At 49.9% G+C, this 21,025-nt stretch carries 21 protein-coding genes; 7 read left to right on the top strand and 14 right to left on the bottom strand.

The genetic code is table 11. The annotated features are described in order from the left end of the window. Positions 1-170 precede the first annotated feature (170 nt). The 10 genes from ACKFKH_RS13350 to ACKFKH_RS13395 form a co-directional block, all read right to left on the bottom strand. Positions 171-1,148: a pentapeptide repeat-containing protein gene (locus tag ACKFKH_RS13350; protein WP_446858796.1), complete on the bottom strand. Its 978-nt coding sequence runs from the start codon at positions 1,146-1,148 to the stop codon at positions 171-173. A gap of 746 nt (positions 1,149-1,894) precedes the next feature. Then, positions 1,895-3,304, bottom strand: coding sequence for an SLBB domain-containing protein (locus ACKFKH_RS13355; RefSeq protein ID WP_446858797.1), 1,410 nt, complete (start codon positions 3,302-3,304; stop codon positions 1,895-1,897). After that, complete coding sequence (locus tag ACKFKH_RS13360) at positions 3,301-4,395, bottom strand: glycosyltransferase family 4 protein (protein ID WP_446858798.1); 1,095 nt, start codon at positions 4,393-4,395, stop codon at positions 3,301-3,303. The genes ACKFKH_RS13355 and ACKFKH_RS13360 overlap by 4 nt, the downstream gene beginning before the upstream one ends. Then, on the bottom strand, positions 4,395-5,546 hold the full coding sequence (locus tag ACKFKH_RS13365) for a glycosyltransferase (RefSeq protein ID WP_446858799.1): 1,152 nt from the start codon (positions 5,544-5,546) through the stop codon (positions 4,395-4,397). The genes ACKFKH_RS13360 and ACKFKH_RS13365 overlap by 1 nt, the downstream gene beginning before the upstream one ends. Positions 5,547-5,745: 199 nt before the next feature. Continuing rightward, on the bottom strand, positions 5,746-6,900 hold the full coding sequence (locus ACKFKH_RS13370) for a glycosyltransferase (protein WP_446858800.1): 1,155 nt from the start codon (positions 6,898-6,900) through the stop codon (positions 5,746-5,748). Positions 6,901-6,955: 55 nt separating this feature from the next. Then, a complete protein-coding gene (locus ACKFKH_RS13375) occupies positions 6,956-7,153 on the bottom strand; it encodes a DUF2949 domain-containing protein (protein WP_446858801.1) in 198 nt (65 codons plus the stop codon). 382 nt (positions 7,154-7,535) lie between these two features. Continuing rightward, positions 7,536-8,072 carry a DUF192 domain-containing protein gene (locus ACKFKH_RS13380; RefSeq protein WP_446858802.1) on the bottom strand — a complete coding sequence of 179 codons (537 nt, stop codon included), beginning with the start codon at positions 8,070-8,072 and terminating at the stop codon, positions 7,536-7,538. 9 nt (positions 8,073-8,081) lie between these two features. Further along, entirely contained in the window at positions 8,082-8,774 is a 693-nt protein-coding gene (nblR, locus tag ACKFKH_RS13385) for a response regulator transcription factor NblR (protein ID WP_446858803.1), read from the bottom strand. A 156-nt stretch (positions 8,775-8,930) separates the two neighbouring features. After that, entirely contained in the window at positions 8,931-9,833 is a 903-nt protein-coding gene (locus ACKFKH_RS13390) for an NAD(+) kinase (RefSeq protein ID WP_446858804.1), read from the bottom strand. Positions 9,834-9,950: 117 nt separating this feature from the next. Next, positions 9,951-10,943, bottom strand: coding sequence for an SDR family oxidoreductase (locus ACKFKH_RS13395; RefSeq protein WP_446858805.1), 993 nt, complete (start codon positions 10,941-10,943; stop codon positions 9,951-9,953). A 245-nt stretch (positions 10,944-11,188) separates the two neighbouring features. Between ACKFKH_RS13395 and ACKFKH_RS13400 the strand changes: the two genes are divergently transcribed. Then, positions 11,189-11,605, top strand: a complete 417-nt coding sequence (locus tag ACKFKH_RS13400; RefSeq protein WP_446858806.1) for an ArsR/SmtB family transcription factor — start codon at positions 11,189-11,191, stop codon at positions 11,603-11,605. Positions 11,606-11,641: 36 nt separating this feature from the next. Here ACKFKH_RS13400 and petM read toward each other — a convergent pair whose 3' ends face one another. Further along, positions 11,642-11,746, bottom strand: a complete 105-nt coding sequence (petM, locus tag ACKFKH_RS13405; RefSeq protein ID WP_446858807.1) for a cytochrome b6-f complex subunit PetM — start codon at positions 11,744-11,746, stop codon at positions 11,642-11,644. Positions 11,747-11,968: 222 nt separating this feature from the next. Here petM and pdxA point away from each other — a divergent pair, with 222 nt between their 5' ends. Beyond that, positions 11,969-13,012, top strand: coding sequence for a 4-hydroxythreonine-4-phosphate dehydrogenase PdxA (gene pdxA, locus ACKFKH_RS13410; RefSeq protein ID WP_446858808.1), 1,044 nt, complete (start codon positions 11,969-11,971; stop codon positions 13,010-13,012). 275 nt (positions 13,013-13,287) lie between these two features. Beyond that, complete coding sequence (locus ACKFKH_RS13415; RefSeq protein WP_446858809.1) at positions 13,288-13,509, top strand: DUF4327 family protein; 222 nt, start codon at positions 13,288-13,290, stop codon at positions 13,507-13,509. A 69-nt stretch (positions 13,510-13,578) separates the two neighbouring features. On the opposite strand, the gene dapF is transcribed toward ACKFKH_RS13415, so the two are convergent. After that, positions 13,579-14,421: a diaminopimelate epimerase gene (dapF, locus tag ACKFKH_RS13420; RefSeq protein ID WP_446858810.1), complete on the bottom strand. Its 843-nt coding sequence runs from the start codon at positions 14,419-14,421 to the stop codon at positions 13,579-13,581. A gap of 148 nt (positions 14,422-14,569) precedes the next feature. Between dapF and ACKFKH_RS13425 the strand changes: the two genes are divergently transcribed. Further along, positions 14,570-14,785: an Hfq-related RNA-binding protein gene (locus ACKFKH_RS13425; RefSeq protein ID WP_446858811.1), complete on the top strand. Its 216-nt coding sequence runs from the start codon at positions 14,570-14,572 to the stop codon at positions 14,783-14,785. A 30-nt stretch (positions 14,786-14,815) separates the two neighbouring features. Here ACKFKH_RS13425 and ACKFKH_RS13430 read toward each other — a convergent pair whose 3' ends face one another. After that, a complete protein-coding gene (locus ACKFKH_RS13430) occupies positions 14,816-17,137 on the bottom strand; it encodes a cation:proton antiporter domain-containing protein (RefSeq protein ID WP_446858812.1) in 2,322 nt (773 codons plus the stop codon). A gap of 473 nt (positions 17,138-17,610) precedes the next feature. Between ACKFKH_RS13430 and ACKFKH_RS13435 the strand changes: the two genes are divergently transcribed. Beyond that, positions 17,611-18,153 (top strand): late competence development ComFB family protein, encoded by a 543-nt coding sequence (locus ACKFKH_RS13435; RefSeq protein ID WP_446858813.1) that lies wholly within the window; start codon positions 17,611-17,613, stop codon positions 18,151-18,153. A gap of 81 nt (positions 18,154-18,234) precedes the next feature. Here the strand turns inward: ACKFKH_RS13435 and ACKFKH_RS13440 are convergent, their stop codons facing one another. After that, on the bottom strand, positions 18,235-18,750 hold the full coding sequence (locus ACKFKH_RS13440) for a L,D-transpeptidase (protein WP_446858814.1): 516 nt from the start codon (positions 18,748-18,750) through the stop codon (positions 18,235-18,237). A gap of 802 nt (positions 18,751-19,552) precedes the next feature. On the opposite strand from ACKFKH_RS13440, the gene ACKFKH_RS13445 reads away from it, so the two are divergent. Together ACKFKH_RS13445 and ACKFKH_RS13450 are read left to right on the top strand one after the other, a co-directional pair. Next, the gene (locus ACKFKH_RS13445) at positions 19,553-20,212 is read left to right on the top strand and encodes a sigma-70 family RNA polymerase sigma factor (RefSeq protein ID WP_446858815.1); all 660 of its coding nucleotides are present in this window, start codon (positions 19,553-19,555) and stop codon (positions 20,210-20,212) included. A 233-nt stretch (positions 20,213-20,445) separates the two neighbouring features. After that, complete coding sequence (locus ACKFKH_RS13450; RefSeq protein WP_446858816.1) at positions 20,446-21,003, top strand: anti-sigma factor family protein; 558 nt, start codon at positions 20,446-20,448, stop codon at positions 21,001-21,003. Positions 21,004-21,025: the final 22 nt, after the last annotated feature.

Below are 21,025 nucleotides of genomic sequence, written 5' to 3' on the forward strand. Positions count from 1 at the left end.
CCCCAAAATTGGGGGGTTGGGGGGCAGAAGTGCTGAATAACGAAGCGAGAAAACTTCATCGAATTCACGTTAAAAGACTAGTCTCAGGATTCCCCTGATGTTTATCCTTAACACCTACAGATCTTTGAGCGCAATTCCGTAGAGTTTGGTGTAGAGTTTGGTGTCAAAATTCACTCGTGAACCTTGCCGTTGGGCATGATGGCTCCGGTGAGAAAGGCTCCCGTGAGTTTGACCATAATGCGATCGTCAAACCCAATCTTTGCCCCGCGCAAATCGGCTCCCCGTAAGTCGGCTCCACTAAAATCCGCGCCAATTAAATTCGTTTCTCGCAGATCTGCTTTGCTCAAATTGGCCCCCAACAGATTTGCCCGAAACAGGTTGGCCTTAAACAAATTGGCACCTTCTAAATTGACCTTGTGCAAAAAGGCATCACTCAGGTTGGCGTTGCTCAAGTTGGCGTGGCTGAGATTGCGACCTGACAGATCTTTTTCTTGCAGGTTTGCTCCATGTAGATCAGAGCCGCTCAAGTCGGGCGTACTGGGCCGGGGCGGTGTCTGAGACTGGCGATAATACTGCTGAGAATAGTAAGACTGAGGCGGGTGAGGCGCAGGGGGTGGTGTGGGCGGTGTCTGGGGGCGATGATATTCCGCTCGATAGTGAGACTGGGTGTAGTAACTCTGCTCCGTTGATTGGTGAGGTTTTTGCTCGTGTTTGGTGTGACCATTCTGAGCGTGGCTCTGAGAGTGATTTTGCGAATGATTTTGCGAATGGCCCGAGGCAGAATGTCCGTTGGTGTGAGTTTTAGACTGAGTGGAATGCCCGTTGGTGGAATGTTGCGCGTTTTGATGCGTTTGTGACGCTTGAGGCGGACGGTAATAGTAAGACTGATAATAGCTGGAAGCTGGAGGACGAGACTGAGCGGGCTGGGGTTGAGGTTTGCGATCGCGCCCGTGAGATCTCAAAGTATCCCTTGCATGGTTGATTTCCTTTAGCTTTTCTTCCGCTTTTTGCAGCAGGCGAGAATTATCTTTTGGCAAACGATCGGGATGCCAAATAAACACCAAGTCTTTGTACGCCTGATTCACCTCTTCGGTCGAAGCGCCAGGCTCAAGTCCCAAAATTCGATAACAACGGTCTAACTCGCTCATCTACTTCACCCCCTATACCATTCGATCATCTACAGAGCGGCTGTTTTGCAGTTTCTCAAGGGGCAAACGCGCACGCTCCCCAGTGAAGTAGTCAGCTTGGCTAATTGGGAATCGACGCGAAAATACCAGAATGCTCCCACACCAAAAGGATAGTCAAGTCGTTTAGAAGGATGGATAGAAGGGTCGTGATTCATGAGTTTTCCGCGTCTCTGAGCCAATTCCGATTTCTCATTCTGAACCTACAAACGAGTAGGCTTGTCCGTCTACACAGTGTAGTCCCAACTTCACAAGGTTGGCTGGAAGTAAAGACTGATTTAATAGGTTTGGCAAATCAAATAGATAAGAGAGAATAATCAGTCTAGAAAAGTAAGTAGAAAGATGCTGGGCGTTAGACGTTAGACGCTGGACTAAAGACTGAAATCTGTCTCTGTTTAACGTCAGTTCGATGAACGCTTCGCTTTTAGATCCGGGAACGCCCCCTAAATCCCCCACGAGTGAGGGACTTTGAACCAGAGTTCCTCTCTGAAAGTCCCCCAAAATTGGGGGGTTGGGGGCAGAAGCGGTGAACAACGAAGCGAAAAAACTCTCATCGAATTCACGTCTGTCTAAAGTCCAAATTCTGAATTCCCTGGCTTTCTATTGAGACAATCTGCATAACAAGATCCTAGCGCAGAGGTTCCGCTTCTGAGCGACGAAACCACCCGCACTAGGGACGTTTGTGGGTTGAGTTTTACCAGTTTTACCAATTAACGAAAGAAATTAAAGATGCCCAAAATGCCTGTGAGTGGAGAAAAGACGGTGCCCAAAGCATCCCCAATTCCAGCGAGGCCTGATTTGCCGACGACGATCGTATCGTTATTTCGCAATGGTGGATTGGTCTGGTCGTTGATGCCTTGATTAAAGTCCAGAGCGATCGAGCGGCGTTCGACGGTTCCATTGGGATTGAGGCGGAGAAATTCGACCGATCGCTTCTTGGCACGAGGATTAAAGCCCCCAGCGGCCAGAAGTGCCTGATTCAAAGTTGTGTTGGTGGGCAACTGGAGCGTTCCAGGCTTGATCACTTCTCCTGCGATCGTCACATTGATCGAGTCGGGCGAAAAACTGGCTCTGGCGATCGTGGCGGCATCTTGGGGAGTCAACGCGGTCGCTGTGGGAACGATGACGCGATCGCCATTTTGTAAAGGAATATCCTGTCGCGCATCCCCGGCCTGAATCAGTTGAAACAGATTGACTCTCACGATCTGTTCGCCTCCAGAATTCGTTCTTCGGCGCACCTCAATATCACGAATGTTGGCGGCTCCCGTAATGCCTCCTGCCAGTTGTAGCGCTCTGGTCACGGTGGGCACCTGAATCTTTTGGCTCACAGTTGCCGTTGGGCCGCCTGCTCCAGTTTGAGGGGTGACTTCTCCCCGAATGCTGTGTGGGCCCGGACGATTGACCTCGCCTGCGACGATAATACTGAGCGGCTGATCATTGCTGACCGAAATGCTGGAGTTGGCAATCAGGTTTGCTTCGTCTACATTGATCGCCGTCGCTGCGGGAATGAGAATGCGATCGCCATCTCGTAACGGTAAATCTTGACTAATGTCGCCCGATCGCAGCAGTTGCCGCAAATCCACATTCAAGGTCTGGGTGCCTGCATTTTGTCCGGGTTTGCGACGAATGATTTGTACTCGTTGCAGATCGGCTGATTGGTTGACTCCGCCTGCCAGTTGCACCATTTTGGTCAGCGTGGGAATGCCCGATTCAGTGAGCGTTGTGGTGTACGAACCGGGACGAGGCACTTCTCCCGCGACAGAGACTTGAATCGGCCGCGAAGCCAGCAAGCTAACGGTAATCACCGGACGGGCCAGCCATTCTTGATATTGTCTAGAAATCGCACCAGAAGCCTGTTTGAGCGTCAATCCTCGGACTGCCACACTTCCAGCTAAAGGAAGATTTAAGGTGCCATCTGCCAGCACTTGATATTCGCCGCTGTACTCTGGAACGCTAAAAATGTCGAGCTTGAGGCGATCGCCCGCTCCTAATAAATAACCTTCGTCTGCCATAACGGGCGCGGCAGGTTGAGCCGTGGGAGCGGTTTGAGCAAGTGTTGGAGTCGCTAGACTGACCCATCCGATCGTCACCGTCAGCCAGAGTGCCGTTTTTTTGATCATCGCGCTTCTCCTTTGAGAACAGATAGCCCAACGGGAGCGATCGCCCCCTGGTAAATTTTTAGCGTTTCTCGATGCACTCGATCGACGGTTAGCCACTCTAGATTTTGCTGAGACTGATATTGCCAATTTCGTAGGCTTTCTGGGTTTGACAGCAGTTGAGACAATGCGTTGGCCAAAGCCATTTCGTTTCTTGGCGGCACCAAAAGTCCTCTGCGTCCCTGTTCCAGCACTTCAGGAATGCCGTCTACATCGCTGGCGACGATCGCGCATCCGGCCTCCCGCGCTTCAGACAGAACTAAACCAAACGGCTCTCGGTGCGAAGCCAGCACAAAAATGTCGGTCGCCAATAGATAACGCTGAGGTTCTGGTTGAAAGCCTTCAAAGTGGATGCGATCGCCAAAGGGGGCTTGACGGGCGAGTTGTTCAAATTCAGGTCGATCTGGCCCGTCTCCGACTAGATATAAATGAGCGGTTGGAAAGCGGCTTGCCAGTTGACCAAACGCCTGAATCAGATTCGTAATGCCCTTACGACGAAACATTCCGGCTACGGTGACGATCGCAGGATGCTGCAAGGCTACAGGTTCGATAGTTGGGAGGGGAGGAGTCCGAGGACTGCCTAACGTTCCGTTGGCGACGACGCGCAGTTTGTCAGGTGAAATTCCTCGCTTTTGCATCGAAATCGCGACGGCTTGACTGATGGCAATCACGCGATCAGCCAGCCCCATCAAAATTGCACTGCGCTGAAATTCATTGTGAACCGTAGAAACGATCAAGTAGTTTGCAGTTCCCTTGAGCAGTCTGGCCAAGACCACGCCCGTCATCATGTGGGTATGAACAATTTCTGGCTCAAATCTGCGAATGATTTCTCCAAACCGCCCGATCGCTTTCATCAAAGGAATCGGCCGTCTGCGCTGGTCAAACCTGAAATGCTGAATGCCAAACTGAGTGAGCAGCGTTTCATATTCACCGCCGCCAGATGCGATCGCCACCTCATGCCCCGATCGAGACTGCAAACACGCCAGATCGATCGCTGCGTTGATAATGCCGTTACCCAGCTTTTCAATATCGTTGAGGACATGCAGGATTCTCATCAGTTGTTTTGGGTGATGCGTTCTAAAACTTCCATGTACTGATCGACGACGCAATCGGTTGAAAAGTCTAGCGATCGTCGCCTCAAGATTCCTCGGTCAATGGGATGATTCAGCGTTTCTAGAATGGCCTCGGCCAGAGCGGACGAATCGCAGACAGGCACCAGTTTTCCATAATTGCCGTTGTCCAAAATTTCGGCGGGGCCGCTGGGGCAATCGGTCGAGACGACAGGCGTACCCGTGGCGATCGCTTCAGCCACCACATTGCCAAATCCTTCATATTTAGAAGACAGCGCAAATACAGCCACTTTTGACATGTAGGCGTAAGGGTTGTCCACAAATCCCGGCATGGCTACATCGTTTTCTAAACCCAGTTTGAGAACCAGATCTTCTAATAGTTGGCGCTGTTCTCCTTCGCCTAGAATCATCAACCGCGCCGGGCGCACTCTTCGCACTTGGGCAAAAGCGTTGATCAGATTAGAAAAGTCCTTTTGGTTAACCAGACGACCTACACCCAAAATCACGGGCAGTTCTCCAGGCGCAAACCAGGGATGATCGACGGCTGCTTGACTTTTTTCTAAAACGTCTGGCGTGACGACGGGATTATAAATGACGCGAATTCGATCGAGCGGTAAATCGATAATCTGTGCCAGATCAGCAGCCGTGCCCTTGGAGGCGGCCACAAGCTCGTCCGATCGCGGATACAGCCAGCGCACCATCTGAGGGCGGAGTTTTTTGAGCGTGCTGGATTCGTCATGTCTAAACTGTTCCGACAAGTAAGTTTGGACACACATCACGACGCGAGTTGGCACTCTTGATCCCCACTTTGCCCAGAGAGAAGAACTGACAATATCCAACGCTGAAAACAAGACGGTCGGCTGTTCTCGTTGCAAATAGCGTTGGAGTGCCAGGGTTTTGGAGAGTACGATCGGAAATTTGGACTTGAGATCAACCAGCCTGACATTCGACGAAACCTGCTCCAAATAATCGCCTTCTGCCTCTGCCAGCACCAGATCAGTCTTGATTCCCCGCTCTGCCAAACCCTGTGCCAGATGTAACATTGCCTTTTCTGCACCCCCTCCTGCTAAAGCTGGAAGAAACACACCTACCGAAGTCTGTTTGAGTGTCATATATTCATATGCGCCAACCTTCATGAGGATGACCCGACTCGTGATCAAATACCTCTCCCAGAAGTGAGACTCCCTTGAGGATTTGTAAGACCACCGCCTCTATCAATCTGCCTATCTCTTGAGTCCTTTTGACGGAATTTTGAGCGTCGTTCTTTGCCGATTTAGGGGCTGTGTGAGCGATGCTTAGTGACTTTCAATCCGGTTTGCTGTGGACTGTTCTCGATCAAGCGACCTGCGTCAAAGGGCACTCCTCTTGCAAGACCTGTGTCAGCAGTTGATGAATTTGCAGGTTGGTCTGGTCAAGGTGAAAGCGATCGCCCGCTTGGGTTTGGGCGTGATCAGCAATGGCGATCGCTCCCTGCCAGTCTTGCCGAATCTGCTGGATCAGGTCTGCGAGTTGGGCAGCGTCTCCTGGGGTGACTAGCCAACCGTTGATTCCATGAGTGACTAATTCTAATGCGCCGCCTGCTTTGGCTGCGATCGTCGGTTTTCCACAGAGCATCGCTTCGACAATGACTCGCCCAAAGGGTTCGGCGGCTGTTGAGGTGTGAGCAATCAGATCACAGGCTTGCATCAGCGGCACCACATTGGATTGAAATCCTAAAAAACGGACGCGATCGTTTAGTCCCCATTCCTCAACCTGATGGTGAAGCTGTTTGACATAAGCTTGCTCTCCAAACAGGGCATCTCCCACAAAAATGGCGGTGACATCGGGGCACTGAGTGAGCGCCTCTAGCAAAACATGCTGCCCTTTCCAGGGAGAGAGACGGCTAAAGTGACCGATGACAAAGCGATTTTCTAATCCCAACTCTGCGCGAAGAGAAGAATCTTCACCTCGATACTGCTCTGGTCGAAATCCGTTGTAGACGACTTGCGTAATTTCTGACCGGCCGCCTGCTGCGATAAAGGCTGATCGACTGGCTTGAGAGTTGGCGATGACCAGCGTTGATCGGTTAGCCAGAGTTACCGCCAGCCGCAGATTTGTCGGGCTAAAGTGTTCGGTTGAGAGAATGTCGTGTAGATGATAAACCAGCGATCGCCGAGTGATCAAGCTGACCAACGCTCCGACTACGAGCGCTTTTGGCGTATTGGCGTAAATCAGATCGTAGTGGCGGCTGACCTTGGCGACTTCTACGATCAGGGGAATCATCTGCCCCAGACTCCTCAACCCTGTGCGCCAACCACTGTCTTTGCGAACTTGTATAGGCTCGCGACCCAACACCTGGACGGGGATCTGATTTTCTTGAAGCAAGTCTTTAAAGGGGCCATCTTCAAGCAAACCGACGAGACACTGCGTTTGAAGCGATTGGGCAATGTCTAATAGACAGAGTTCTGCGCCCCCGGATTTGCCACTTTGATCCAAAAATAAAATTTTCACGGGATAGCCAGATGACTTTTCAGGCTATTCAATCTTGAGTTAGAGAATTATTTATCTAACTAACGGCTGATTCTAGCCAATCGTAGATGCGATCGAGCTGCTCCAATGTCACCAGTCCGTATTGCCAGAGAATCATCGGCAACGGGCCGTTATTTTGCTCACGGTGGCGCAGTGCAAAGGCGATCGACGAGTCAGAAATCGCCAATTCTTCTCGCAAAAAGCGAATAAATTTAAGGTGAGTTGCAGGTGCCATTTTTCTCTCATCTCCTGAGTGAGTCCCATTGTGGACAAACATTGCGTTTAATGAACACCCACAGGTAGCCACTCTTTGATCTGGACTATTTACGCAAATCGACCCACACTCACACCTCGTCACGATCGCGCTCAATCAAGGCTCAGAGATGATCCCCGATATAGATTGCTTGGGGATCAAGAATAGACCCTTCCCGGATGTGAGTCCTCTATCTTGAGAGGGATTCGGCTTCAGTACGGCTGCTCAAAGTATCAAATATGACGTGCGAAAGCCTCTAAATTTCAGTATCCATCATTCCGCTCCATTAAAAAATATCTGCACGAAAAATTTATACGAGACAGAAATTTTTGAAGGGAGCGAGACGACTAATGCGGTACGATTTTTAAGGCTTTTTGGAGTCTGATTTGAGAAACTGAACGGGAAGCCGATCACCCACCTTTAAACCCAGCGCTTTCGATCGTCCGCCGCTCACCTCAATGACCTGATCAACCACTTCATCTCCTGAGCCATACACAGGACAGGGGTCAGACTTGCAGGGAGGCACATCAACCGCGATCGCCTTGACAACCCCTTGACGCACAAAGATCATGTCCAAACTGATCAGCGTATTTTTCATCCAAAACTGCACCGGGCGAGGCGGATTAAAGGGAAACAACATGCCGCGATCGTCTCCCAAGCTGGTGCGACCCATCAATCCAGTCGCTTGCTCTTGAGGGGTATTGGCGACTTCTAGCTGAATCTTCTTTCCGGCAACGTCAGCGATCGCTGTAATGGGTAAGTCTTGAGCCATCGCCGCCTGCACAATCGGGACATCGGAAGCCTGGGTTGAAGTGTCCGCTGTCGAGAGCGCGCAACCCATCAGCACTACACTTAACCCAAGCCCCATCACGCTGGTTTGAACAAAATTCCGCTTTCCCATTCTTTCGCCTCAAGCTTCACGCAACACATAGCCAACCCCGCGCACGGTTTGAATCAGCCGCTTTTCGCCTTCGTCTTCAATTTTTAGACGTAGATAGCGAATGTAAACCTCAATCACATTGGACTCGCCCACAAAATCGTATCCCCAAACATTTTCCAAAATTTGCTCACGAGTCAGAACTTCGCGGGGGTGCTCCATCAGATACTTGAGTAACTCAAACTCCTTCATCGTCAGGTCGATCGCCCGTCCATTTCTTAAAGCCTGACGAGTTGAAAGATCCAAAATCAGATCTCCAAATCTCAACTGCTCATTGCCAGGGGTTTCAGGTTGTAGATAAAGCTTGACGAGCTTGAGAAAATCATCGCTGCGATAGGGCTTGAGAAAATAATCGTCGGCTCCCGCTTCTAGGCAAGCCACCCGATCTTCAACGCTATCTTTTGCCATCATCAACAGCACCGGAATCCGCGCCCCCGTATTGCGAAGATGACTGCAAAAGGTCAGTCCTGAGTCTCCACTGAGCAGTCGATCGACCACAATCAAAGCCGGGTGCCGTTCTGTCGCATGACGCAAACCACTGGGAGAATCGTGGGCAACGATCGTGTCATAGCCCGATTCTTGCAGATCTAGACTGACACTTTGGGCCAGCGCTTCATCCGTTTCGATGATCAGCACGCAGGGGTTGAGTTCGAGAGTGGTACTCATAAGAGAATGCCTGGGGGACAGAGGATTTTCTATACTGAAATGTATCTTTAGTGAGGTTCCCCATTGTTTTAGCACGTCTCGAAGCGATTTGAATTTTGAGTTTCGCGCCTGGCCCTGATTGTGGGCAAAGTTCTGCACAGCCTTCTCGATTTTTTCTCAAGTCGGTTTAGCAACGTGTGGCAACCCCCAGCCGAGCTTGTCGCGCAGCGCATGAAAAAATTCTGGCGGACGCAGACGCACAAATCGAGCCGGATAGTCTGATCGCTCCACCCGCACACAATCATCCGACAACACATAACAACCCGCATTACCGTCTGCCGTCAGCACCAACCGATTGGGAGTCGCCGGAAAAATCGTCACAGGCTCACTATTGGCAAACACCAGCGCGCGAGATGCCAGAGAGTGTGGACAAATCGGCACCAAAATCAGTACAGGAACCCCCGGCTTTACGACTGGGCCACCCGCCGAAAGCGAATAGGCAGTCGATCCGGTCGGAGTCGCCAAAATCAGCCCATCGGCAGCAATGTCAACCGGGGTGTGTCGCCCGATCGCCACTTCAAAATGACACATACTGGTCAGCGGTTCTCGATGCAGCACGACTTCGTTCAAACAAAGCGCTTCCCAAAGTGAGACCTCATCTCGGAGAATTTGCACTTTGAGCATGGTGCGTTCCTCGATCTCGTAGTCGCCAGAGAGCACCGCCTCGATCGCTTCTGGCATCTTATCAAGCAAAATCTCAGTGAGAAACCCCATGTGTCCTGTGTTGACGGCCAATAGCGGAATGCCACTTGGTGCGACTTGACGAAATGCCGAGAGAACGGTTCCGTCGCCGCCCAGCACGATCGCGAAGCTCATTTCTGGATCAAACCCTGGCGGTGAAATGGTGTCGATCGGCGTATGACAGACTGGACTCGAAGGATTGGAATAGCCCAAAATTCCCCCACTTCCGGTGGCCAAAATAACTTCCCACCCGCGCAAATTTAGCTTGTCTTTTAGTGCAGCCGCAGCTTGACAAGCGATGGGTTTGTCGTCGTTGTAAATGATGCCAGCCTTGGGCACAAAAAAAGTCCGTATCTAATTAATCGGGTATTTCGGAATATAACATTCCAGTTCAGCAATCTGTTCTGGACAATGAGCTTTGAATTAGAGACAACTCAAAAACTCATTGCTCAAACCTTAAAACTTTGGATAAGTTCTCCCGTCTTTGGCGACTTTCTTTTTCTTATTTTTCGCTTTTTCCTGGGCGTATTCCACTTCCTTCAGCTTTTTGAGGATGCGTCCAAAGTAGTCCTGCATGTAGGCTTCCAGAGTCGTCATTTCTGACTGCTCCAGCCCAAAGGTTTTGTAGACATCCCCCATTGAGGCATCGAGGGCCTTTCCGGTGGCCACGACTTCGGTAAAGGCAAGTCGATCGGCAATATTCCAAGTCCATTGAAAGAATCGCGCAAATCGACGAATGGCCCGCAGCAAGCCGATCGGCATCGTGGAGACTCTCGCTTCTTTACCAGACAACCGTTCGCACAGCCGAATGATTTCATAAGCGCCCCAAGCACGAGCGCCCACAACGGGAAAAGATTTTTGCTCAGTCTCAGGCACTTTGAGCGCTTGAACGGCAAATTTGGCGACATCTTGCGTATCCATATAAGCGATCGGCGACGTGTCTCCCATCACCCAGACTGCTTGACTTTCGAGAATCGGGATGGCGTATTGACCAATCAAACCCTGCAAAAAGCCACAAGGTCGCAAAATCGTGTAGTTTAGCCCTGACTCAAGCAGAAGTTTTTCTGTACAAGCTTTAATATCCATCAACGGTACGTCCGGAAATTTTTCCGCGTCCAGGATGGAGAAGAAAATGTAGCGATCGATGCCTGCGGTCTTGGCAGCTTGAATCAAGTTGACCTTACCGTCCCAATCCACCTGTCTGATGCTGAGAGAGTCGGTGGCTCGTGCGGTAGCAGCATCGACGATCGCGCTTACGCCCTCCAAGGCTGCGGGTAGGGTATCAGGCTTACACAGATCACCCGTGACTAACTCCGCGCCCCATTCCTTTAAGAAAGCCGCTTTTTTGAGACTGCGAACGAGACAGCGCACTTCGTAACCCTCATCTAGAGCGCGACGAGTCACCTGTCTTCCCAAGGTACCAGTGGCACCCACAATTAATAAGGTCATGAGGAGTTCGTGACGAATTGTTAACTTTTTGTCAAATCTTATCAGAAATTATCGTCAAAATTGGTTTTTTCCCAAAGCAGATTAGATTCTCAGGTAAGTGTTTACAATCCTACCCGATCTGTTGCAGGGTCACTCACTGAATCCAAAGCCGCTGAGTCCAAAGCCGCTCTGCTCTAAGTTGTTTCGAGGTCAATTACGCTACCCTGGAATAGGACTAAGTTGTTGAGCGATTTGGGTTGAATGTTATGTCGAATCTCAACTCCCTTTCGATGGGTGCGCCTGACAAAGACCAACCAAAGGCGACAGAAAGGTTGAATTGTGAAGTCCAGCACCCGGTAGATCTGAGCCATGTTCGCCAACTCAATCGCAGCATTGTCAGTGTCGAAAAAGCCCAGCGAATGGCAGAGTTTTTTGCGCTGTTGGGAGATGCCAATCGGTTGAGAATTCTCTCAGCGCTGGCAACTCATGAGCTTTGCGTGTGTGATCTGGCAACGGCTGTCAAAATGAGTGAGTCTGCCGTGTCTCACCAACTTCGGGCCCTGCGATCGATGCGTCTGGTCGGCTACCGCAAGCAAGGGCGCAACGTTTTTTACTACCTCAAAGACAGCCATGTGTTTAATCTGTATCGAGAAGTCGCCGAGCATCTAGATGAAGAAGACTGAAGGCTAGAATGTCCAGATTCTTCAGTCCCCTATTGGCTACTCTTCGCCGCCTTGAATTTTGAGCAGTAAAAAGCCCAGGCTCAGACCGACTAAAATTAGCGTAAATGCGAAGAAAGCCGTTGTAAAAATTTCTCCAGCCATGAATTCAATTCTCCTAAATTGATGGGGACGGGACGATTGTCACCGGGAAGACTTTACTCTTGTCAAATGAGTATGGTTACCTAGTAATATCTAAATCCCTACAAAAGTATTGTAAACCAGTTGAGTAGTGCCTCCTCAGGAATAAAGGTCGTCTTTGCGCCACGCTGTCGAAGGTGAGAATAGACATTTTCCTGGGGCTTGTTTTTTAGTTTCTAATTTTTTATGGTTCTGAAACGCTCTCGTCTGGTAATCCCGGTTGGCGACCCTGCTGGAATTGGTGCTGAAGTTGTGTTAAAGGCGCTGGCCGACGATACGGTTGCCCAAAAAGCGTCTGTCACGATCGTGGGCACCCGGTCTCAACTTCAAAAAACCTACGATCGCCTTCATTCTGTTTGTTTGCTGGCGCATCCCGATCGCTTAAATGTGTTGGAGGTACCGCTAACAGCAGCATTAGAGTCGCAAATTATCCCAGGCGAGGGTAATGCGGCCAGTGGCGAAGCGAGCTTTCAATATTTAGAAACGGCGATCACTCAAACCTTGGCAGGCAACTTTGAGGGAATTGTCACCGCGCCGATCGCCAAATCTGCCTGGAAAGCGGCCGGACACTTTTACCCAGGGCAAACCGAACTGCTGGCAGAGCGGGCAGGCGTGACTCGATTTGGCATGTTGTTTGTCGCTCGATCGCCTCACACTGGTTGGACGTTGAGAACCCTGTTAGCGACGACTCACATTCCTCTACGCCAGGTGGCCGACGCACTGACTCCAGACTTGTTGACCCTCAAACTAGAATTGCTGATCGACTGCTTGCAGCGAGATTTTGGCCTCAACCGTCCAAAAATCGCGATCGCGGGCCTAAATCCGCACAGTGGAGAACAGGGACAACTCGGTCGCGAAGAACAGGATTGGATGGTAACGTGGTTAGAAGAAATGTGTGTTCGCTTTCCCAACACTCAGCTAGATGGCTTAATTCCGCCGGATACGCTCTGGGTGAAGCCGGGACAATGTTGGTATGGCAGTCAGGGAATGGCTCACGATGGCTACTTGGCGCTCTACCATGACCAGGGTTTGATTCCGGTGAAGCTGATGGCATTTGATCGTGCCGTAAATACGTCGATCGGGCTGCCCTTTATTCGGACTTCTCCTGACCACGGAACGGCCTTTGACATCGCAGGGCGAGGAGTTGCAGAGGCGACTAGTTTGAAAGCGGCGATCGATCTAGCGATCGAACTATCAGAACATCAACTTGCGGCCTCATCGGTTTGCTAGACAAACTTGCACTATTACAAACTTTTACAATGTGATCCAGACCACAAACCTGACTCACTTTGAATTTTGGGGCGAACCAGGAATGGAAACAATGTCAAGCCTTGCTGACAAAAGCAACACTTCTTAATATAATTCCTAAAGAAGTAGCCTGAGAATAGAAAACATTCAGTATATCTGACTACAAAGCTGTTTTCTTCGAGGCACGAACAAAATGCTTTTTGCAAAATCTTTTAATTCTTAACGCGCACAATTTTAAGGACTCCCAGGAGGGTGACATGATTCAGACAATCCAATACTCCCTGACCATGATTCAAGACGAAGTACGTCAACTGGTCGAAAAGGGAGTGGTGAATCGTCAGCAACCGATTTATACACTCTGCAAGCATATTCCTGCCCGCGAATGGGTTTGCATTGAGTGTGAGCTAGAAAAATGTGACTTTTTGCTGCGCGATCGTATTGGTGACTTGATGGGCAGCGAGCTTTGGGATAACGATTAAACGGGCTGTGTGGGGAAGTTTTCAGTTCTGAGTTTTGCAGCCCCATCGATCCAAAGCTCTGAAACAGGCTCAAAGCTTGCCCACAAACACTCGCTCTGCTGGCCCGGTCATGTAGAGGCGGTCATTGACTGCCCATTCGATGTCTAAGCATCCACCGGGCAGCTCGATTGTTACTCGGCGATCGCAGCGTTTGTTAAGCACTCCAGCAACCAGGGACGCACAAGCCCCTGTGCCACAGGCCAGCGTGATTCCAGCGCCTCTTTCCCACACGCGCATCTTAAGATAGTCCGATCGCACCACTTCAATAAATTCAGTGTTTGTCCGTTGTGGAAACGCTGGATGATGCTCAAATTTTGGGCCAATTTGCTCTAGAGGAATTTCTGCTACATCGTCTACAAAAGTGATGCAGTGCGGATTGCCCATGCTCACACAGGTAATGCGCCAAGTTTGACCTGCGACTTCTAAGGGTTGATCGATTGCAGTTTGGTCAGGGGCGACGATCGTGGTGGGAATTTCTGCGGCCAAAAGGTGAGGCACTCCCATATCCACGGTCACTTGACTGTTGGCTTCTAGCTTGGGTGTCATCACGCCTGCCAGCGTCTGAATGCGATATTCTGCGCGGGCGGTTCCGTGATCTGAGGTTTCCAAATCTGCTAAAAATCGGCCCAGACAGCGAATTCCATTGCCGCACATTTCTGGTTCTGAGCCGTCAGAGTTAAAAATTCTCATGCTGTAATCGGTGCCATCCTGCCCCGGAAGCGCGAAAATCACACCGTCTGCTCCGATTCCGAAGTGGCGATCGCACAGCTCAACCGCTTGTTTTGGAGTCAAGCAAGGCTCTGATGAACTGCGATTATCAATCAGAATAAAGTCATTCCCCAAACCGTGATACTTAGTGAATTCAACATTCATGATTCGCGACTCCGAAGGATGTGTAGAGTTGAGATTGCGGAACTATAGAAAAAGTTTTGAGATCCAAATTTTGAATCTGCGGCTGCAAGCTGCTTCAATTCAAAACTTACGACTCTAAGCTGTTTGTCATTTGCCAGAGGAAGAAAAAATGTCTACTGAACTAGAAACCGGGCTACCCAGCATTCGTCAGGTGCAGACGATCATCCGTGAGGAAAAAGAAGTCGAGATGAAACTCGTTACGGGCGATCTGCTCACCGGAAAAGTTCGCTGGCAAGACCCACATTGTATCTGTGTGCTGGATCAATACGATCAGCCGATTATCGTTTGGCGGCAGGCGATCGTATATGTCAAACCCAAGCTCTGAAGCTTGCTCACCCCTGTATAGCGCAAAGCGTCAAGACTCCACCTGCTTTTCTAGAAGCCCGCCATTGGTTTCAGCCCCCATCTCTGAGAGTAGGGAAGGTTGTAGTTTGGGCGCGATCGCCTCTCTTGCCTGAATCAGCGCATGAAAACTGCCGCACAAGAGAAGTCGATCGCCCTCTTGCAACGCCACCTCATCTTCTGGGGATCGCAAAAACTTGCCTTCTCGCCGCACTGCCTGAATGCGAATGCCGTACTGTTGTAGCGGATCAATTTGGGCGATCGTTTTGCCCACCATCATGCTGTCTCCGGGCATCTGAATCCATTGGCAAGAGGCATTGGGCGCAGGAACGGCCGCTTCCCCTTTGGCCAGTTCATCAAAAGCAGCGACTTCATTCGGTTCTCCAACAATCAAGAGGCGATCGCCCTGTTCCAAAGTGGTCAATGAGTCAGGGTAGTCAAGTTCGGCTCCACCTGCCCGACGAATGGCTACTAGAGAAACGCCTGTGAGGTGACGGATATCGGTTTCTTCGATCGTCATCCCCAATAGCGGCGATGCTTCCGGCAATGAGTACCATTTGCTATTCATTTCGCCTGTGGCGGCTTTTAGATCGCGAGAAATTTCATAGGAAGGACGCTCTGGACGCAGTTCCAAATAGTGAGAATTACGAACTTTCTGCACGTCTTTCTGCACCGTCAACAGAGACACGCCGCTTCCGTTAAGCAGATGAGCCGACAGTTCTAAACTGGCTTCAAACTCAGGCTGTACAACTTCTCGCGCACCCAATTGATAAAGCAGTTCGATGTCTTTATCTTTGTTGGCACGGACGACAATATCTAGATCAGGAGACACTTCTAGCGATCGCTTCAAACAAAGGCGCGTACTCATTGGATCAGGAAGGGCGATCGCCATACCTTTGGCCTGAGCCACGCCTGCTTTTTCCAACACATGCAGACTGGCCGCGTTGCCGTAAATGTAAGGCAGTCCCGCTTCTCGCACTTGTTGAATTCGGCTCTCAGACTGGTCGATTACCAGAACAGGATAATTGCGATCTTGGAGCAGCCGCACAATGTTTCGCCCGATTTGTCCATAACCGCAGACCACAATATGGTTTTGAGTCGGCAGATCATCCGCAACACCCAAAGGCACGTCAGTTTGTTCGAGATAGCGCTGCATCCAGGGTAGTGACTCAGCCCAATCAAAAAGCTTTGGCACCGATCGCAACACAAAAGGAGTCAAAACCAATGTGACAGCCGTCGTTCCTAAAATCAGCAGGTAAACTCGGCGAGAAACTAGTCCCAGCGATTGACCTTCACTAGCCAGTACAAAAGAGAATTCCCCAATCTGAGCCAGCCCCAATCCTGTGATCAAAGCCGTCTTGAGCGGATAGCGAAACAGCCGAACCAGAGGCGTAATGATGATGAACTTGCCAATAAAAACCAGAGCCACCAACCCCAAAATCAGTTCCAAATTATTCCAGAGGAAGCCGGGATCGATGAGCATTCCGATCGACGCAAAAAATAGCGATGCAAAGATATCTCTCAACGGCTCGACATAGGTCAGCGTCTGGTCGGCGTATTCTGCCTCAGAAATCATCAACCCAGCGACAAAGGCCCCCATCTCGATCGAGAGTCCCAAATGCTCAGTTAGCAAGGCAATTCCCAGACAAATCGCCACCACTCCTAGCAAAAATAATTCACGACTCTCTGTTTTTGCCAGCAGCCTCAAAAGTGGAGGAATGACCCAAATGCCAGCGGCCACCGCGCCCAGCGCAAAAAGTCCTGTTTGCAGAAGGGCCCAACCGACCGCCAGACTGATTTCTTCGGCGGGTTTATCTAGCGCAGGCAGCACCGCCAACATCAGACCCAGTGCCAGATCTTGCACGACTAAAATTCCCAGCATCACCTGACCATGAGGCGTGCCCGTTTCATTACGCTCCATCAAGCACTTGAGAACCACAGCGGTCGAAGAGAGCGACAAAATCCCTCCCAAGAAAACGCCCTGAGCCGGAGAAGCGACCCAACCCATGCCGATCGAGACTAGAGTCGTCACCACGATCGTCAGCGCAATCTGTAGCCCACCGCCACCTAAACTGATATTTTTAACTTTTCTTAACTCTGAGAAAGAAAACTCCACTCCCAGGGCAAACAGCAGAAAGGCCACTCCAAACTGCGCCAGTGTTTCTACCTGAATCAGTTCTTTGATGAGTCCTAACCCTGTTGGGCCAACGACCATCCCTGCTAGCAAGTAGCCTAACAAAACAGGTTGTTTGAGCAGGGCAGCCAGCAAACCTCCTGCTGCGGCAGCAGCCAAAACAGAAACGAGATCGACAATCAGCCTGAAGTCTTCTTGCACGAGCGTCCTAAATATTAGAAAAAATATTACAGTCTATAAACTTTAGAATACTAAGTTTTCATAATCTAGGGAACAGGCGCACTCTCCTTTCTCTAGAGTTGTTTTATTCTGGATGAATTCTCTGGCTCGTAAAGTGAAACCATTTATGAAATTTGATGCATAATTTGCACGCGCTGTCTTCAGAATGCGTCAAGCCGTTCGCGTGAATAAACTGATTGATTAGGATAAATTGTGATCGCAGTCCATTAGTCTGCCTTTCTCAAGAGTCTGCCTTTCTCAAGGCGCGAGACGTGCTAGATCGTTCACACTTGTCAAGCTTCTGTTCGATCGCCTAATCTGCATTTATCGAATCGAGAAATTGCATAATTCATGACTGATCAATCAGATCCGCATGTTGCTAGATGCAGAATCTGGGGCAGAATGATTCCGGGGTTAGTCCATTCAAACGCTGTTTGGAGTTTTTAAGAGGCGCTATGAGCATTGAAAAGATCGTTGAACAAGCCCTACAGGATGGCTATTTGACACCAGCAATGGAAGCAGAAGTAGGGCGTATCTGCGACACAGCCTTAGAGCTTTCGATCGAAGAATACATGGCTTTAGACCGTTTGATGGGTGCACTGCTGACAGGCGAGGTGGTGGCAGTCCCGCGCAAACAGTTTATTAATGTGATGGAAGAATTGGTGTTGACGGAGGCGATCGCACGAGTAGCGGAGATCGAGGCAACCAGCGATCGCACTTTAGATCTGGGGGATATTGCCGCCTATGCGCTCAACCGCCTTCCCCCGCTTTACGCTACTACCGAAGAAGGGGCAACTTATCAGCGTCAAACTGCCAAAGAAGAGCTACAGGGCGTGATTTCTCAACGAGTTGGAGAAGCGATCGCCAAAAACCTCGATCAGCCCGAATTCTTTCCAGAGCGTCAGGCGATCGGGAAGAGTTCTAAGGATGAAATCTTGACTCAGGTCAGCGCTTTACTTCAGGCATATGCGCCCAGTTTTGAAGCAGAGCCTCGCTAGAGTCAATTGACACCGCGACCTCAAAGCGACCTCGAAAGTGAAACAGACCATCATCCCTTTCAGATTTTGATCTAGCAAAAATTAAGGTTTCACGGTGACAGGAGTTCCGATCGAGACTTGGCGATACAGATTGCCGACATCGGAATTTCTCATTCTGACGCAGCCGTGCGAGACGGCCTGACCGAGTAGCTCTTCTTCGTCAGTGCCGTGAAACCCAATCAACAAGTCCTCTTCAGTACTAAAGCCAATCCACCACTTTCCTAGCGGATTCTTTTCGCCAGGTGGAACTGTCTGCCCTGTGATCGGGTGCTGCCAAACTGGATTGCGATACATCTGAAAAACTTTAAAGGAGCCAGTCGGTGTCTCCCAGCCTGCCTGCCCGATCGCCACAAAGTATTTGGCTTTTAGCTGATTGCCTCTGTAGAGATAAACGCGGCGATCGCTCAGATCAACCACGACTCTAGCGTTAGAAGTTGGCACTATTGGAGACGGCTCCGGCCTTGGCGATGCTAACTCGACTCTGGGGAGAGAAATTTTTGGAAGCTGCTGCCACTGCGCCCCAACGATTAAAGCGCCTGTTCCGACACAGAGAAACATGAACGTTCTTGATAGGGATGTGTTTTGGATCTTTGCCGCCATCTTGGAGAAATGTCTTTCTTCCTAAAATACTTTATCAACTTGATCTCTGTAAAAATGCGGTCAACTTTTTCGGACTGCGATCGTATTCTGTGAATATTCTTCCGGAAGCAATCACGCCACGGATGAAGTTCAAAATGTAACCCTTTAGGGGGAATAAATTTCCATCCGTTTGATTGAGCCTTCTCAAAATTTCTTATATACAAAGGCACATTTCCGCAGTTTCTATTTTCATCTTTTACTTTTTAAGTTCGATCAATTTAGACAAAATAGGGCACCTTATTTTGACAGCTGACTCACCCGTGTTTAAAGAGTCTGTCAACTGCTCTCCATAATAAGTATTTGAATCTACAATTCAGTCGGTAAGGCAGTTTCCAGGTGTTGTGAGGTGAGGTTTCTATGTTCAACAAATTATTTTTAGCAGTCACAATCACATTCTCGCTGAACTATTTTTTAGGGATTTCTTCAACTTCCCTTCAAGAAACAAAAATTCCTCTGGAGTTGCAGATTGCTCAAACACAGGTCACAACTCTGTTAGCAAGTGTTGATTGGAGCAAGTAGCTAGAACGATTTTATTTCGCTCCAATGTCCTACCGCCAAACAAAGTCACTGAACGGCTCACTCCTTGGAGAGAGAAAAACTTTGTTCCCGGTGCAAGATATGCTGGTAGAACAACCACAAGGATTAGGAAACTTTTAGGGAACTTCTTCAATAGAGTCTGTGTCATGGAAGGAAAGTAGGAACGTATCGCTAAATTCCGCCCATGAGTCACTCCCTTCCTGTATCCTGGTCTGCGGTTGAGGCAACAGCCCCTCAGACACCAGTGCAAGCAGAAAAACTCCCTAACTACGACTTGGTTTTGCAGTGTCAGACAGGGCACCGTCCAGATAAAGCGGCGTTTGCTGAACTCATGCGGCGGTACCAGTCTCACGTTGACAAAGTTCTCTATCACTTGGCTCCTGACTGGCAAGATCGAGCTGACCTCGCTCAAGAAGTTTGGATTCGCGTCTATCGCAATATCAAGCGTCTCAATGAGCCAGTGAAGTTTCGAGGCTGGCTAAGTCGGATTGCAACCAACTTGTTTTATGACGAGCTACGCAAACGCAAACGTAATTCTAGCCCGCTCTCTTTAGATGCACCGCTGTCGCTTGAAGATGGCGAACTCGATTGGGAGCTTGCTTCAGAAACCCCAGGCCCTGAAGAAGATCTGACGACGCGCGAGTTTTATGACCAGTTAAATGAAGCGATCGCTGACCTTCCCGAAGTTTTTCGCACGACGATCGTGTTGCGCGAGATTGAAGGAATGGCTTATGAAGAAATCGCTGAACTGACTGGGGTTTCGCTGGGCACCGTCAAGTCGAGGATTGCCAGAGCGCGCCACCGACTCCAGACCCAATTGCAGACTTACTTAAACGGCGGCTAGACAAAGTTTAAAGTCTCTGTGAGCTTGCGAGTACAATTGCCCTTTTTGGTGATATTTCATCTACCCTTTTTGGTAATATTTCCCTCAATAGCGGCGATTTCGAGACCTATCTAGCGTGAGTTGAAGTTTCTCAGACTGACTTAGTAGACTAGCGTTTGTTGATGACTGGGTATTCTCATCTCAACTGAAGTGATCCTAAGATGAACCCCGATTTTGATTCGCACAAAAATTCCATGCAACCATCTCCGATCGATCCGTCCACACCCGACACTATGAATAATCAGGTTGAGTCAAACCCTTCGCAGCGCGATCGCTTCGAGTTGCTGAGTGCCTATCTAGACGGTGAAGTGACGGCGGCAGAGCGCAAGCAAGTAGAAGAGTGGCTGGCGACTGATGTGACGGTGCAGCAGCTTCATAGCCGTTTACTCAAGTTGCGTCAGGGCTTCCGCTCTCTACCCACGCCTCAAAGTCAACCGGTAGAAGTGACGGTTGAGAAGGTATTTGCTCGCCTTGACCGCCGCCCTAAACTTTCTCTCGTCTGGGGTGGGACGGCGATCGCCGCTCTATTTGTAGGTGCAGTGACGATCTTTGCGCCGATGGGTCAGTCCCCGACTCCCGAAATGGCAAGAAGAGTTGAGCGCCCTGCGGTGCAGTCTCCTCAAGAAAACCTATCTGATGGGGATGGGCTGTTGGTGGCGCTCGATCAACCTGTCCTGTCGATTCCCAAAACGGCTACCGTTGATTCTAAAGCTCCGACTGGTTTGGAAAACAAATCGACCAGCGCTCACTAGGCTTTATTTTAGAAATCGATGA

The organism is Phormidesmis sp. 146-20, from assembly GCF_052939475.1.